This is a genomic window from Alsobacter sp., from assembly GCF_059501845.1.
Genome location: NZ_JCACDK010000017.1, coordinates 207,652 through 221,139 on the forward strand (window position 1 = coordinate 207,652; position 13,488 = coordinate 221,139).

Consider the following 13,488-nt stretch of genomic DNA (forward strand, 5'->3'; position numbering starts at 1 on the left):
CTGTTGCGAATACTCGGATTTACTGCACTGCTGCTGCTGGCCGTGAGCGCGGCGGGGGCATGGATGTCGGTTCGCACGATCGACGCCCTGGGTTCCCGCATCGGAAACATCGTCGACAACGACCTGAACGGGCTTCTCGCCGTGAACCGGATGAACGAGGCCCTGTTCGAGATCCGGACGATCCAGGGACGGGTCCTGCTCGCCGATGCCGAGTACCAGCGCAACGACGCCGCCCGGCGTGCCAATGGGGTGGCCCTGCGCTGGAGCCAGGCCTTCGAAGCCTTCAAGCTCACCCTGCCGGACGACACGGTGTCCAACATCACCATCGACGACCTGCAGAACGAGCACGACACCTACCTCAGGCATGCGCTCGCCATGACGGTCCTCGCCACAAGCGGGCGTTTCGCCGAGGCGCGCGCCGTCTTCGACGGCGACATGGAGGCGAGCTTCCGGCGCACCTACGCGATCTCGCGGCAGCTGCTCGACGAGCGGCTCGCGGCCGTCCACGACCAGTCCGCGCTGGCTCGCGCGCAGGCCGATTGGGCCCGCACGAAGGAATACGCGGTTCAGGCGATCATCCTCGCCATGCTCGTGACGGGGGCCGGGCTCGTCTTCCTCGCCGTCGTGCGGCCGGTGCGCTCCCTCGCCAACATCGTCGACCGCTACGCCTCCGGACAGCTCGACGCGCCGACGCCGTTTCTCGACCGGCGCAACGAGGTCGGCATTCTCGCGCGTGCTATCGACACGTTCCGCCGCACAGTGCTTGCCCGGGACGAACTCGCGAACACGATCCAGGAGGAGGCGCACGCGAAAGCCGAACGGCAGGCCTTCATCGAGCGCGAGATCGACAGGTTCGGTGCCTCGGTGGGCGCGTCGCTGGCCCGCGTCTCCAGTGCCGCAGAAGCGTTCGAGCAGACAGCGGCACGCGTCACCGAGATGCTGGAGCGCTCCACGGATGAAGCGCGCGACGCCAGCGCGGCGAGCAAGGTCGCCACAGAGGGCGTCACCATTATCGCTGCCACGGTCGAGGAGCTGACGGCGTCCATCACCGAAATCAACGAGCACGTCGTCCAGTCCGCGCGAACCTCCACCAGGGCGGTCGAGGTAGCCTCCTCCTCCCGCAAGGAGGTGGAGCGCCTCGCCAGCTCGATCTCCTCGGTGCTGGCCACGACGCAGCTCATCTCGTCGATCGCGGCGCAGACGAACCTGCTGGCGCTCAACGCCACCATCGAGGCGGCGCGCGCCGGAGAAGCGGGCCGCGGTTTCGCCGTCGTCGCCCAGGAGGTCAAGGTGTTGTCGTCCCAGGTGTCCGCCGCAGCGGACGCCATCACCAGGCAGCTGATGTCGGTCGCGGGCGCGTCCGACCACGTCGAGGCCTCCTTCGTGCAGATCGGGGAGGTCATCGAGCGCATGAACAACCTCTCCTCGATCATCTCCAATGCGGTTGCCGAGCAGTCGCGCGCCACCGAGGAGATCGCCTCCAGCCTCCAGGAAGCGGCCAACGGCACCTCCATGGTGGACTTTGCCGTCGCCAACATCGCCGAGGTCGTAGGCGCCAGCAGCGATACCGCCTCCACCATCGAGACAGGCTCGGCGGAGCTCCGCCGCACAGCGCAGCGGCTCGACAGCGACATTCACGCCTTCCTGGCGACGGTACAGAAGGCGGGCTAGCGGGGCCTTCTGGTGCAGGGCCTGCTCACGCCCGCCGTGATCGGCCGGCTCGACGGAACCCCGAAGCGGCCTTGACCCGCCTGCGGGGCCGGGTCAGAGCGAATACATGCGGTTCTTCGTCGGGCTGATCGTCACCTCGTTGAGGCAGACATGCGGCGGCTGCGTTGCAACGAACAGCACGAGGGCGGCGAGATCCGCCGGCTGCAGCATCGTGGCGCGGACCTCGGGAGGCGGCGGCTGGGGACGCTTGTCGAGGATCGGCGTCGCAACCTCCGCCGGCAGGATCGCCGTCGACCGGATGCCGTTGACGTACTCCTCCATGTTGATGCTCTGGCTCATCGCCACCACCGCGTGCTTTGCCGCCGTGTAGATGGGTCCGCTCACCGGGTGGATGTACTTGCCGGCCCAGGAGGCGGTGTGAATGAGCAGTCCGGCGCCCTGCCGGCGCATGGGATGCATCGCCGCGGCGGAGCAGTAGATGGCCGACAGCAAATTGCCGTTGACCAGAGTATCGATGCCCTCCGTGGTGATGTCCTTCCACGCCCGCTTCTGCACGTTCAGGCCGGCGTTGTTGACGAGGATGTCGAGGCGGCCGAAGTGCGTCTCGATCTCGGCGACGATCCGCCCCGCGGTCGTGGGATCGGCAAGGTCTCCCGGGGCGACATGGGCCATTCCACCCGCAGCCATGACGCGCTCCGCGACCGCCGCCAGCGCATCTTCGCGCCGGCCGGTGAGCACCACCGTCGCGCCCGCTTCCGCCAGCCGCAGCGCCACGGCTTCGCCGATACCGCTGCCGGCACCTGTCACCCAAGCGATTTGCCCATCCAGCGCTGCCATGGCCGTCTCCCATTCCGCCACCTTCCGGTGCGAGCCTGGCTTCCCCCGCCTTGCCGCGCAGGTCAAGTGGCACGCGTGGCGCCGGCACGATGTCGCGCGGGACGTGCCGGGCGCGCCTTCCTCTTCCTAACGGTTCCGGTATGCGCCCTGCCTTTCCAGCATCCAGCCGGGATATTCCGGAGGCAGGGCACTGGCCGCGTCGAGGGCGGCGATCTCGTCGGGGGTGAGGCGCACGTCGACGGCGCCGAGATTGTCCTGCAGTTGCTCCACCCGTTTTGCGCCGATGATGACGCTGGTCACCACGGGCCGGTGAAGCAGCCACGCCAGCGCGATGCGGGCGACGCTGACGCCTCGGGACTGGGCGAGGGGGCGCATGGCATCGATGACATCCATGGCGCGGTCGCGCTGCACCGGCGGGAAGTCGAACGTCGCCCGGCGCCCGTCACCGGAGTTGGAACGGTCGTACTTGCCGGACAGCAATCCTCCGGCGAGCGGGCTCCAGACCATCAGCCCGACCCTCTCGGATTCCAGCATCGGCACGATCTCGCGCTCGAGGTCGCGACCGGCGATCGTGTAGTAGGCCTGCAGCATGCGGGGCGGCGCGAGTTGCAGCCGTGCGCAGATGCCGAGCGCCTTGGCGACGTGCCACGCCGACCAGTTGGACACGCCGACATAGCGGACGTGCCCATGGCGGACGAGCAGGTCCAGCGCCTCCAGCGTCTCCTCCATCGGCGTCAGCCGGTCGAAGCCGTGGATGAGATAGAGGTCGATATGGTCCATCTGCAGCCGCTTCAGGCTCTGCTTCACCTGGGCGAGGATGTGGCTGCGCGACGCCCCCGTGGCATTCGGCCCCTCCCCGACCCGGCCGAAAACCTTGGTGGTGACGACGATGTCGTCCCGCGGCACGCCGAGATTGCGGATGGCCTGTCCCGTGATCTCCTCGGACAGCCCGTTCGAGTAGACATTGGCCGTGTCGAGGAAGTTGACGCCGGCATCGAGCGCCGCCCGCAGCAGCGCGTCCGCCTCGTCCTGCTGCACCCGGCCGATATGGCTCCAGATCCCTTCACCACCTCCGAATGTCATCGTGCCGAGGCACAGCTCTGAGACGAGGAGGCCGGTCTGGCCGAGGGTGTTGTAGCGCATGGGGGGATCTCCGGGACGGGCAACACATAGCACCCGCCGCCGGGCGTTTCAGGGCACGGCGTTCACAAGGGCGGGAGAACTCCGGAGAAGACCCCAGGTGATGCGTCGCGAGGCGGGCGCATCAAGCTCCGCGCAGCGCCCAAGGCTGGAGCGCGAGAAGCTGGCGCTGGTAGGCCCGGTACTCGGTAAAGCCGATGAGACCCGGGGCGGATGCAATGGCATGAACGGGGTGTTCGGCGGGCGCCCCGAACCATAGCGCGATTTTTTCCGGCAGCAGGGCCCGCAGCTGGCTCACAGCCGCGATCGTGCTCTCCGCCTTGCCGCGGTGAACGATGGAGAGCGTCACCACCTGCGCGTCGTAGATGCGGGCTGCCTCGGCGATGTCCGCGACTGGCAGCTCGGGCCCCAGCATGAGCGCATCCCAGCCCTCGGACAGGGCGAGACGCCAGCCGAGCAGCAGCCCCATCTCGTGATGCTCGCCCGGCATGGTGGCGAAGATCATCCGGCCCGAGCGCGAACTGCGCGCCTGAAGGCCACCGGATATCAGGATCGCCTCGCGTGTCATGGCGACGACGAGGTGCTCGAGATGGACGGGAATATGTCCCGCCACCCAGGCCGCCCCGACATGAGCCAGGAAAGGCGACAGCACCTCCGAAACCGCCACGATCGGGGGCAGGAAGGCGAGGGTATGGCCGAGCGTCTCCCGGACAACGTCGACCTTCCAATTTGCGACGGCATCGACCAGGCGGGTCAGGTAAGGCCGCCCCGCGGCGACACTCTCCACCTGGCGGTCAATGCCCTCCAAGCCGTCGAGCTCGTCGTCCGCGAGTTGCACGAGCGAGCCGATGGCGTGGCCGCGGGCCACGAGGCGCGCGAGGCGGGACACCTGGAGAGCCTGTTCGGGCGAGTAGCGCCGGCGCTCGTGGGCATCGCGGCCACCGGCGAACAGACCATAGCGCCGCTCCCACGAGCGCAGGGTCGAGGCGTTGATACCGGCCAGCCGGCAAACCGTCGCGATGCTGTACATCCCGTCCTCGCGCGAGCGGAGACTTGCGCAGGCCGGCCTGGCCACGCAATCCCGGGCACGGGCCGGGGGAGCCCGTTGAGCCCGGCACACCCCATGTCCGACGCTGCCACCGCGCCGGAACTGGCTATATCCCAGGCAATCCGCGTTAGTCCTATCGCGTACACGACGCCACTCACCAGATACGGTACGCTATCGGGCACACGATCCGCGAGCTACGCGGCGTCCTCGTCCTTGCGCTTGCGCCGCTTCGTGCGGGGCCCTCCGTCAGAGAAGATCGTCCCGGCGAGCAGGACGCAGCTTCCGAGAATGAGGCCGGCAAAGACCGCGGCCTGCGTCAGGCCGCCTTTCAGGTCGGTGATGCCCAGGCGTGCTCCCGCATCCTGCACGGCTCCGCCCACCGACTGCATGAACGTCCTGCGCGGCGGCGGTTCGAGCGCGATCGGGAGTGGATCCTTGCTGCCGCGCAATTGGATGGCGGGCGGTGGCTCGTAGCTCGCACCCTTGATCGTGGGGACCCGGACGTCGCCCTGCCGGATGGTGGGCAGAAGCCCCTTGCCGCCGACCATGAGCCCCGGCGTGGGGCCGTCGGCCGACATGGCGAAGTGATCCGCCTCGACCGGAGCATACTGGCCGGACCGCAGGTCGGACACCTCGACAATGCCCCGAGTGACATCGACCCGGCTCTGGAAAGGCCGCACCTGCACGACGAACTGCGTGCCCTTCACCACGGCCGCGAGATGCGGCGTTTCCACGATGAAGTGCTGCACCGGCTTGGACTCAACATCGAACGTGCTTTCACCCGTCGATTGGAGGAGGGTAGGGGTAGACCCTTCCGTTTCGTCGACCGGGATTTCGATCGCGGTGCTCTCCGACACCACGACGGTGTCGGCGCCGCGGGCCAGCATGGCACGGCTTCCAGGGCCCGTGGCCAGCTTGCCGCCGGGGTGAACCAGAGCACCGTCGCCAAGCGGTACAGCGTTGCCGTCAGGGGCGGTGATCGTCACGTCACCCGACCACTTCACGACGCGCCAGCTGCGGTCCTGCCCCTGGGCAAGCACTGGAAAGGCGACCACGAGAAGCACGAAAACGATGATTGCCGGACGCATGAAGCCTTCTTCGCGTTGAGCACATCAGAACTCAAACTCAACGCTATGCACTAATATCTTTCTTTTTCTTGAATATTGAGATTTAGCAATTAGACCTTCGACCGCTTTTCGGCGTTGCTTGGAGTGAAAAGCCGCATCTTGTGCGCGGCGTGTACGTCACCGCTCATTTCTTGAGTTGCCCACCGGCGCTTCTAGAACTCCTCCCAGCCACCGCCCGCTGCAGCGACTTTTCGTGCCGCCGGTTCGGCCGTGTCGCGGCCCGAGAAAGCAGCTTCGGCGAGGTCCCGCAGACGCTCCGTCTCTCGCAGGGCAGGCGCCGGCCTGGCCTGGCCGGTGACCCGTGCGGCTGGCTTGGGAGAAGCCTTCGCGGGCGGCCTTTGCGAGGGGGCGGCAGGGCGCGCGGCGGCTGCCACCGGCATGGTCCGCGACGCCTTGGTGCGGAAGCTCGCGACCAACTCGTCGAGCCGCTCGATCTGGCTGGTCAGCGTTGCGGCCGAGGCGGCGCTCTGTTCCGCCAGCGCGGCGTTCTGCTGTGTCATCTCGTCCATCTGGGCGACCGTCTGGCTCATCTCGTCGATGCCGTTGGCCTGCTCGCCCGCTGCGGCCGAGATCTCGTTGACCGTCGCCGAGACTCGGCGAGAGGCATCGACGATGCGCCCCAGCGCCTCGCCCGCCGAACGCACGAGGCTCACGCCGTCTGCCACCTGCGAGGAGGAAGTCTGGATCAGCCCGGTGATGTCCTTGGCGGCCTCCGACGAACGCTGCGCCAAGGTCCGGACTTCCGCCGCGACGACGGCGAAGCCCTTCCCGGCGTCTCCCGCCCGGGCCGCCTCGACGGCCGCGTTGAGGGCGAGGAGGTTGGTCTGGAAGGCGATCTCGTCGATCACTCCGGTGATGTCGGAGATCTTGTGGGAGGCCGCCTCGATCCGGGTCATGGCCTCGACGGCCTGCCGGGCGATGGAGCCGCCGGTTTCGGCAACGCCACGCGCCTCCTCCGCCACGGCGACGGCCTGCCTCGACGCGCTGGCGCTCGCCTTGACCGAGGCCGCGAGCTGCTCGGTCGTGGCCGCCGTCTCTTCGAGTGAGGCCGCCTGCCCTTCCGTTCGCCGCGAGAGATCTCCTGCGCCTTGCGTGATCTCGCGCGCTGCGCTGTTCACGTCCATGGTCGTGGACTGGATGGTGCTGACGGTGTCTGCCAGGCGCTCGACTGTCGTGTTGATGGCCACCTTGAGCTCGTCCAGACGGCCGGCATACCGCGCCGTCACGGTCGCGGTCAGGTCGCCCTGGGACACGGCCGAGAGCACGTCGACGAAGTCCACCGTGGCGCGGTCCACCACGGCATTGATGGCGTTGACGCTTTCCACGAGCTTGCCGAGCTCCGGCTGGCTGGTGGAGACGCTGGCGCGCTTGCTGAAGTCTCCTCCTGCCGCCGCATCGACGACGGTCGCCACCTCGCGGACAACGTCCTGCATCTCCTGGGCAAGCGCGGCCTGCTGCTGGATGCGGGCTCGCTCCTCGGCCTCGAGGGATGCGGTGCGGACGAGGTTGTCCTTGAAGGCGGCCGCGGCCTTTGCTGCCTCGCCCACCTCGTCGTTGCGCCCGGCATAGGGCACCTGGATCGACGTGTCGCCGGCCACCAGGGCGGAGAGGGTCTGGCCAATGCGGCGGATGGGCGTGGCGACACTGCGCGTTGTGAGGATGGCGGCACCTACGAGGACGGCCACGATCGACAGGCCCAGCACAAGGCCCAGCAGCGTCACCCACCGCAACTGCACGGCAAGCTTCTCGCCCATTTGCGTGTCCGCCGTGCGGACATCCTCCTGCACGCTGGTCAGCGTGGCGTCGATCTGGTCGCGCAACGGCGTCGACTTCTCGCGGAACAGCTTGTCCTGCTGCACGACACGGTCGCAGATCGCCATCATGGCTTCGCGCACCTGCGGCAGCAGGACGTTGAGACCATCGATCGCCTTCTTGGCGTCCGGGTTCTGCAGGCGCGATGCAATGCCGTTGGCCCGGCGCTGCGCATCGTCGAGCGAGGACAGGACGGTGGCACGCATGCTCTCGTCGCCGGTGGCGTCCAGCCGCCACATCTTCACCCGCGCCTTGTTGACCGCGTCGGACAGGGCGAAGACCGTGGTCTTCATCTCCGGATCATCCTGCACGCCCGGCTGCCTCAGCAGCACGGCGATGCCGGTGTCCCACTTGGCTCCGAGTTCATTCTGGGTGACGCGGGCGATCATGCGCTCGCGCTGCGCCGAGGCGATTTCACCGGCAGCCCCGATGTACTGGCTGTAGAGGTCCTTCGCCTTGGTGAGCCGCTCGCGAAAATCGTCGGACGTCGCGAGGGCGAGAGCCCGGTCCGCTTCCGCAACGCCTTCCTTCAAAAGGTCGGGAAGCTGGCTGGCAAGCGAGTCCACCCGCCCGAGCGCGTGTGCGAGCCTGAGGTCGCGGTTCAGGACCTGCGCCCTCGTTGTCGTGCCGGACAGCGTGCGGGTGCTATCGGCAAGCTCACCCTGCTGGTTCGACTCCGCCAGGAGCTGCTTGATGGACGAGTTCGACAGCTGGTTCAGCGTGACCAGTGCAGCCACGAGCACAACGCCCACTGCAGCCTGGATCGCGAGCTTCTGCCCGATGCGAAAGGTGATGCTCAATCGGTTTCTCCGTCCGGAAGTTCGGGGGCTTTTCCGCACGGCGGGCTGGGTTCGTCGTCCGAAATTGGCCGGAACACACCCGCTCGGCCTGAATTTGCACGGCTCCGGTCAAGTTCGAGTTAAAATCCTGCAGCCACACGTTTGCATCAGCAGGGATCGCAACCGGCGGGATGGAAGGGGTTTGCGGCGCCCACCCAGCGACCGTCCTTGAGCGGACATCGCAGCTGTCGGACTGTGCCGGCGGTGACCCCCGATTCGGGAGAGGCGGCATGACGCGTGAACTGTCCCTGTTCATCGGCACGTTCACGACGCTGCTGGCCATCATCAACCCGTTCGAGGTTCTCCCGGTCTATGTGAGGCTGACGGCGGATTCCGACGAGCAAACCCGCCGGTCGGTGGCCATCAAGGCCTGCCTCTATGCCCTGCTGCTCTGCTTCTTCTTCCTGATCTTCGGCACTCTCCTGCTGTGGCTGTTCGATGTGCCCCTCAGCATGGTGCGGATCGTCGGCGGCATCATCCTGATGAAGATCGGCTTCGAGCTGTTCTCGCCATCGCCCGGCGGCACCATCGCCGGACCGCCGGACCCGGATGCCGGCATCGCGTTCGTGCCGCTGGCCATGCCGCTGATGTTCGGGCCAGGGGCCATCGCCACCATCCTGGGCATGACCTCGACAATCAAGCAGTCGCCCTCGGAGCTGGCATCGTTCCTGGCCGTGGCGGCCGCGATCTTCGCAACGATGCTGGTGACCTGTGCCTGTCTGGTTTATGCCGGTGCCCTGACCAAACGGATCGGGCGCCTCGGGCTGGATGCTGCGACGCGCATCGTCGGCTTTTTTGTTTCGGCGATCGGTGTCGGGCTGATTTTCGACGGCGTGATCGAGGCGCTGAAGAGCCAGGGGATCATCACCCTGCATTGAGGGACACCATGCGCGATTTCGAGAAGCCCGGCCGCTCGCTTGCCGCAGCCCGCAACGGGATGGCCGCGACCTCGCACCCGGCCTCGACGCTCACGGCCATCGAGATCCTGAAGGCTGGCGGCACCGCAATGGATGCGGCCGTCGCTGCCTGCGCAGTGCAGTGCGTTGTGGAAGCGGGATCGACCGGCATCGGTGGCGATTGCTTCGCCATGGTTTCGTCCGGCGGCTCGACGGACATCCGCGCCTATAACGGATCCGGGCGAACGCCCGCCGGCCTGACACTCGATCGGCTCCTGGGCGAAGGTGTCACCGAGATTGGCAGGACGTCCCCGCATTCGGTCACCATCCCCGGCGCGGTCGATGCCTGGTGCCGCCTCGTCGCCGACTTCGGCCGACTGCCGATGCGAGAACTGCTGCAGCCGGCCATCGCGCTCGCCCGCCAGGGCTACCCCCTGACGCCGCGGGTCGTCGCCGACATCACCAACCAGGCTGCTCTTCTGAGCGCCAGCCCGGCGGCGCGGGATGTCTTTCTGACCGACGGCCAGGTTCCGGCGATCGGCGACGTCCAGCGCCAGCCCCGCCTCGCCGATACGCTCGAAGCCATCGGCCGCGAGGGGCGGGACGTGTTCTATCGCGGCGAGATCGCACGCGAGATGACCGAAACGCTCGCCGCTCTCGGCGGCGCCCACGCGCTGGAGGATTTCGCAGCGGCAGGTGGGGAGTACGTCACGCCGATCAGCACGCGCTACAGGGACCGTGTCGTCTACGAGATACCCCCGAATGGCCAAGGCATCGTGGCCCTTCTGATCCTCAACATCCTGTCGCGCTTCGCGGCCCCCAAGAGCGCCTCGGATCCGGCATGGCTTGCCCTCATCGTCGAGGCAACCCGGATCGCCTATGCGGCGCGGGACGCCCATGTCGGCGACCCTCATCAGGCCGAGCATCTTCTCTCTCCGGCCTATGCGGACCGGCTCGCGGCGCTGATCGACCCGGAGAAGGCAACGCCCCAGCCGGTGCTCGCCGCCGAGGTGGAGCATTCGGACACGGTCTACATCTGCGTGGTGGACAAGGACCGCAACGCGGTGAGTTTCATCAACTCGATCTTCGCGTCGTACGGCAGCGGGATCATGGCGCCGCGCTCGAGTGTCCTGTTCCACAATCGCGGACAGAGCTTCTCCCTCGAGCCGGGCCATCCCAACGCCGTGGGCCCGCGCAAGCGGCCGATGCACACCATCATCCCCGGCATGGTGGCCGAGGGTGGCAGGGTGACAATGCCGTTCGGAGTGATGGGCGGGCACTACCAGGCCATGGGACACGCCCATTTCCTGTCACGGGTCTTCGATCATGGCCTTGACCTGCAGGCCGCCATGGACATGCCGCGGCTCTTTCCGCTTCCCGGCACGGCCACGGTCGAGGCGGAAGAGGCCGTCCGCGCAACCGCGGGCCCCGAACTGGAGCGCCGCGGTTACCGGGTGCAGCCACCGAGATGGGCTATCGGTGGCTCCCAGGCCATTCACATCGACTGGGACCGCGGCGTTCTATTCGGAGGGTCTGACCACCGGAAGGACGGCATCGCGTTGGGATACTAACCGCTCCTGCTGCTCACCAGCGGTAGCGATGCCCGTAGTGCCGGCCCCAGTCGCGGCGATGCGCCTGGCGCGAGCGCCAGTTGTCGTGGTGGCGATAGGAGCGGTTGGGATAGACGCGGTGGCGATAGTATCCCGGACCGCAATAGGGACGGCACTCGCGCCATGTCCCGGTGCTGGCGCCGGCGGAAGCGGGAGAAGGCGCCGCCGCGACCATAGCGGCGAGGGCAAGGGCAGGAACGAGGGCACGCATAAGAAGACGCATCGGACACTCCACGGATCTGTGTCTGGGTCGACAGCAGAAACGGGGCAGCTACCAGCTTTGTTCCACGCTGCTGCCGAGCTGAACTCTGGCGCGGCTTCGTTCGGGAGAAACCAGCATGGCGATCATCGACGTGAAAGTCGGCGACAGCGTCCGCTTCGCCAAGACCGTCTCGGAGTCGGACGTGTATCTCTACGCCGGCATCACCGGCGACTTCTCGAGCAACCACGTCAATGACGAGGTGATGCGCCGCTCGCCCTTTGGCCGGCGGATCGCCCATGGGGCGCTGGTCGTCGGGTTCTTCTCCACCGCCTCGACCATGATCACCGAGCGCAGCCTCGCCCGCGGCGTCGCTTCGACCCCGGTCTCACTCGGTTATGACCGGATCCGCTTCCTGAAGCCGGTGTTCTTCGGAGACACGGTGACGGTGACCTACGCCATCTCCGATATCGATCTACCGCGCCAAAGAACGCGCAGCACGATCGAGGCTCGCAACCAGCATGGCGACCTTGTCGCGGTCGGCGAGCACATCCTGAAATGGGTGCCGAACGGCGCCAACGCGGAAAGCGACGCGGCCGGTTGACCCGTCCGCGCCGCGCTCCATCCAGCGCGTCAGGCGCGTGTCGTCGTCTTGACGTCGACGTTTGGCCGAATGGCGTTCGAGTAGGGGCAGATCGTGTGAGTCACCTCGGTGAGCTTCGCAGCGTCCGCATCGGGCAGGCCGGGAAGATAGACGTCGAGCGCCGCGGTGATGCCGAAGCCGCCCTCGGAGCGCGGGCCGATACCGACCGTCGCGGTGACGGTCGTGCCTTCGGGCACCGGGATCTTGGTCTGCTGCGAGGCAACCCGCATGGCGCCGAGATAACAGGCCGAGTAGCCGAGCGCGAAGAGCTTCTCGGGATTGGCACCGGCGCCACCGGGGCCGCCGAGTTCCTTCGGCACGACAAGGTCGAAGGCCATGGTGCCGTCGGCCAAAGCGGTGTGACCATCGCGGCCGCCGCCGCTGGCCGTGGCGGTGGTGGTGTACTTAGCATCGACCGGCATCGTCATCTCCTGTTTTCCATCGCGCTCGATTTTATCGTGCACGATACGAACGGCATCCGGTCTAGGCTGTGCGTGTGCGCCAGTCAAGTTTTGCGGCCCGGCCCGCCCGCGATATATCTCGTCTGTGCGGCACAAGGTGATCGCGCTGGCCGAACTGCCTGCCGCTCGCCCGTGGCAACCGGCGGCGAGCGGGTTGCCGGACGCGCGCTACGGCCGCTACGGCACGCTCGTACGAGCTGCAGGAACTCCTCGCCGGCGCTCCCGGTTCTTGTCGGGTGGACGGCGTCCGAGCGGGCTGGCGGCAGGGAGGCACGCGCGCGTTGCGAGTGAATTTACTCATGCGCCACCTGCGATTGTTCGCCAAGGCCATTGGGTGTGCGACCCTGGCCCTCGGTGTAGCCGGATGCCGCGAGGGCGTGCTCGACCCGCAGGGACCTGTGGGAACGGCCCAGCGTACGATCCTGTTCAATTCGCTGGCGATCATGCTGGCCATCGTCATCCCCACCATCGTGGCGACGCTGGCCTTCGCCTGGTGGTTTCGCGCCTCCAACACCCGGGCGCGCTACCAGCCCGGCTTCGTCTATTCCGGCCGGATCGAACTCATCGTCTGGTCGATCCCGACGCTCGTGATCCTCTTTCTCGGCGGCGTGATCTGGATCGGCTCGCACCAGCTCGACCCCGCCCGCCCCCTGCCCTCGCAGGCGAAGACACTGCCGGTGCAGGTGGTCTCCCTCGACTGGAAGTGGCTGTTCATCTACCCGGACCAGGGTGTCGCCAGCGTGAACCGGCTGGTCGTTCCGGCTGGCGTGCCGATCCGCTTCAACCTCACCTCGGCAAGCGTGATGAACGCGTTCTTCGTGCCGCAGCTCGGCAGCATGATCTACACGATGAACGGCATGGCCACGACGCTGCACCTCCAGGCCGACCGCGAAGGCGAATTCGAGGGGCTCTCGGCGATGTTCAGCGGCGATGGCTTTCCCGGCATGCGCTTCGCGGTCCGGGCCGTCCCGGAGGCGGAGTTCGAAAACTGGGTCGCGGAGACGAAGTCAGCGGGACCCGCACTCGACAGGCCGGCCTACGAAGCGCTGGCGCGCCAAAGCGTCAACGTGCCGCCCGCCACCTACGGTGCGGTGGACAAGACCCTTTTTCACGACGTTGTGACGCAGGCGATCGCCCCGTCCGCCGGACCGGACAGCGGCCGCGGTGGGCCGGGGGTGATGCCGACAGGCCGGGACGGGAACTGA

12 protein-coding genes are annotated in these 13,488 nt (G+C 67.4%); 5 read left to right on the forward strand and 7 right to left on the reverse strand.

Annotation, left to right across the window (positions count from 1 at the left end; all coding sequences use genetic code 11):
- Positions 1–63 precede the first annotated feature (63 nt).
- Positions 64–1,671: a methyl-accepting chemotaxis protein gene (locus tag AC5JCN_RS14460; RefSeq protein ID WP_495755771.1), complete on the forward strand. Its 1,608-nt coding sequence runs from the start codon at positions 64–66 to the stop codon at positions 1,669–1,671.
- 93 nt (positions 1,672–1,764) lie between these two features.
- On the opposite strand, the gene AC5JCN_RS14465 is transcribed toward AC5JCN_RS14460, so the two are convergent.
- From AC5JCN_RS14465 to AC5JCN_RS14485, 5 genes are all read right to left on the reverse strand, one after another.
- The gene (locus AC5JCN_RS14465; protein ID WP_495755772.1) at positions 1,765–2,508 is read right to left on the reverse strand and encodes an SDR family oxidoreductase; all 744 of its coding nucleotides are present in this window, start codon (positions 2,506–2,508) and stop codon (positions 1,765–1,767) included.
- A gap of 126 nt (positions 2,509–2,634) precedes the next feature.
- Positions 2,635–3,651 (reverse strand): aldo/keto reductase, encoded by a 1,017-nt coding sequence (locus AC5JCN_RS14470; protein WP_495755773.1) that lies wholly within the window; start codon positions 3,649–3,651, stop codon positions 2,635–2,637.
- 121 nt (positions 3,652–3,772) lie between these two features.
- Positions 3,773–4,678 carry a MerR family transcriptional regulator gene (locus tag AC5JCN_RS14475; RefSeq protein WP_495755774.1) on the reverse strand — a complete coding sequence of 302 codons (906 nt, stop codon included), beginning with the start codon at positions 4,676–4,678 and terminating at the stop codon, positions 3,773–3,775.
- Positions 4,679–4,890: 212 nt separating this feature from the next.
- Positions 4,891–5,784, reverse strand: a complete 894-nt coding sequence (locus AC5JCN_RS14480; protein ID WP_495755775.1) for a FecR domain-containing protein — start codon at positions 5,782–5,784, stop codon at positions 4,891–4,893.
- A gap of 191 nt (positions 5,785–5,975) precedes the next feature.
- Positions 5,976–8,435: a methyl-accepting chemotaxis protein gene (locus tag AC5JCN_RS14485; RefSeq protein ID WP_495755776.1), complete on the reverse strand. Its 2,460-nt coding sequence runs from the start codon at positions 8,433–8,435 to the stop codon at positions 5,976–5,978.
- A 269-nt stretch (positions 8,436–8,704) separates the two neighbouring features.
- On the opposite strand from AC5JCN_RS14485, the gene AC5JCN_RS14490 reads away from it, so the two are divergent.
- On the forward strand, positions 8,705–9,352 hold the full coding sequence (locus AC5JCN_RS14490; RefSeq protein WP_495755777.1) for a MarC family protein: 648 nt from the start codon (positions 8,705–8,707) through the stop codon (positions 9,350–9,352).
- A gap of 8 nt (positions 9,353–9,360) precedes the next feature.
- Positions 9,361–10,941 (forward strand): gamma-glutamyltransferase family protein, encoded by a 1,581-nt coding sequence (locus AC5JCN_RS14495; protein ID WP_495755778.1) that lies wholly within the window; start codon positions 9,361–9,363, stop codon positions 10,939–10,941.
- A 13-nt stretch (positions 10,942–10,954) separates the two neighbouring features.
- Here AC5JCN_RS14495 and AC5JCN_RS14500 read toward each other — a convergent pair whose 3' ends face one another.
- Entirely contained in the window at positions 10,955–11,203 is a 249-nt protein-coding gene (locus AC5JCN_RS14500; protein ID WP_495755779.1) for a hypothetical protein, read from the reverse strand.
- A gap of 115 nt (positions 11,204–11,318) precedes the next feature.
- Between AC5JCN_RS14500 and AC5JCN_RS14505 the strand changes: the two genes are divergently transcribed.
- On the forward strand, positions 11,319–11,783 hold the full coding sequence (locus AC5JCN_RS14505; RefSeq protein WP_495755780.1) for a MaoC family dehydratase: 465 nt from the start codon (positions 11,319–11,321) through the stop codon (positions 11,781–11,783).
- A gap of 29 nt (positions 11,784–11,812) precedes the next feature.
- Here AC5JCN_RS14505 and AC5JCN_RS14510 read toward each other — a convergent pair whose 3' ends face one another.
- Positions 11,813–12,244: an Ohr family peroxiredoxin gene (locus AC5JCN_RS14510; RefSeq protein ID WP_495755781.1), complete on the reverse strand. Its 432-nt coding sequence runs from the start codon at positions 12,242–12,244 to the stop codon at positions 11,813–11,815.
- 338 nt (positions 12,245–12,582) lie between these two features.
- Here AC5JCN_RS14510 and cyoA point away from each other — a divergent pair, with 338 nt between their 5' ends.
- Complete coding sequence (gene cyoA, locus AC5JCN_RS14515; protein ID WP_495755782.1) at positions 12,583–13,488, forward strand: ubiquinol oxidase subunit II; 906 nt, start codon at positions 12,583–12,585, stop codon at positions 13,486–13,488.

Bases quoted from the DNA above. Each gene is read 5' to 3' on its own strand.
- AC5JCN_RS14475 (WP_495755774.1), bottom strand. From the start codon at position 4,678: ATGTACAGCATCGCGACGGTTTGCCGGCTGGCCGGTATCAACGCCTCG.
- AC5JCN_RS14510 (WP_495755781.1), bottom strand. From the start codon at position 12,244: ATGCCGGTCGATGCTAAGTACACCACCACCGCCACGGCCAGCGGCGGC.
- AC5JCN_RS14465 (WP_495755772.1), bottom strand. From the start codon at position 2,508: ATGGCAGCGCTGGATGGGCAAATCGCTTGGGTGACAGGTGCCGGCAGC.
- AC5JCN_RS14505 (WP_495755780.1), top strand. From the start codon at position 11,319: ATGGCGATCATCGACGTGAAAGTCGGCGACAGCGTCCGCTTCGCCAAG.
- AC5JCN_RS14460 (WP_495755771.1), top strand. From the start codon at position 64: ATGTCGGTTCGCACGATCGACGCCCTGGGTTCCCGCATCGGAAACATC.
- AC5JCN_RS14480 (WP_495755775.1), bottom strand. From the start codon at position 5,784: ATGCGTCCGGCAATCATCGTTTTCGTGCTTCTCGTGGTCGCCTTTCCA.
- AC5JCN_RS14500 (WP_495755779.1), bottom strand. From the start codon at position 11,203: ATGCGTCTTCTTATGCGTGCCCTCGTTCCTGCCCTTGCCCTCGCCGCT.
- AC5JCN_RS14495 (WP_495755778.1), top strand. From the start codon at position 9,361: ATGCGCGATTTCGAGAAGCCCGGCCGCTCGCTTGCCGCAGCCCGCAAC.
- AC5JCN_RS14490 (WP_495755777.1), top strand. From the start codon at position 8,705: ATGACGCGTGAACTGTCCCTGTTCATCGGCACGTTCACGACGCTGCTG.
- cyoA (WP_495755782.1), top strand. From the start codon at position 12,583: ATGCGCCACCTGCGATTGTTCGCCAAGGCCATTGGGTGTGCGACCCTG.
- AC5JCN_RS14470 (WP_495755773.1), bottom strand. From the start codon at position 3,651: ATGCGCTACAACACCCTCGGCCAGACCGGCCTCCTCGTCTCAGAGCTG.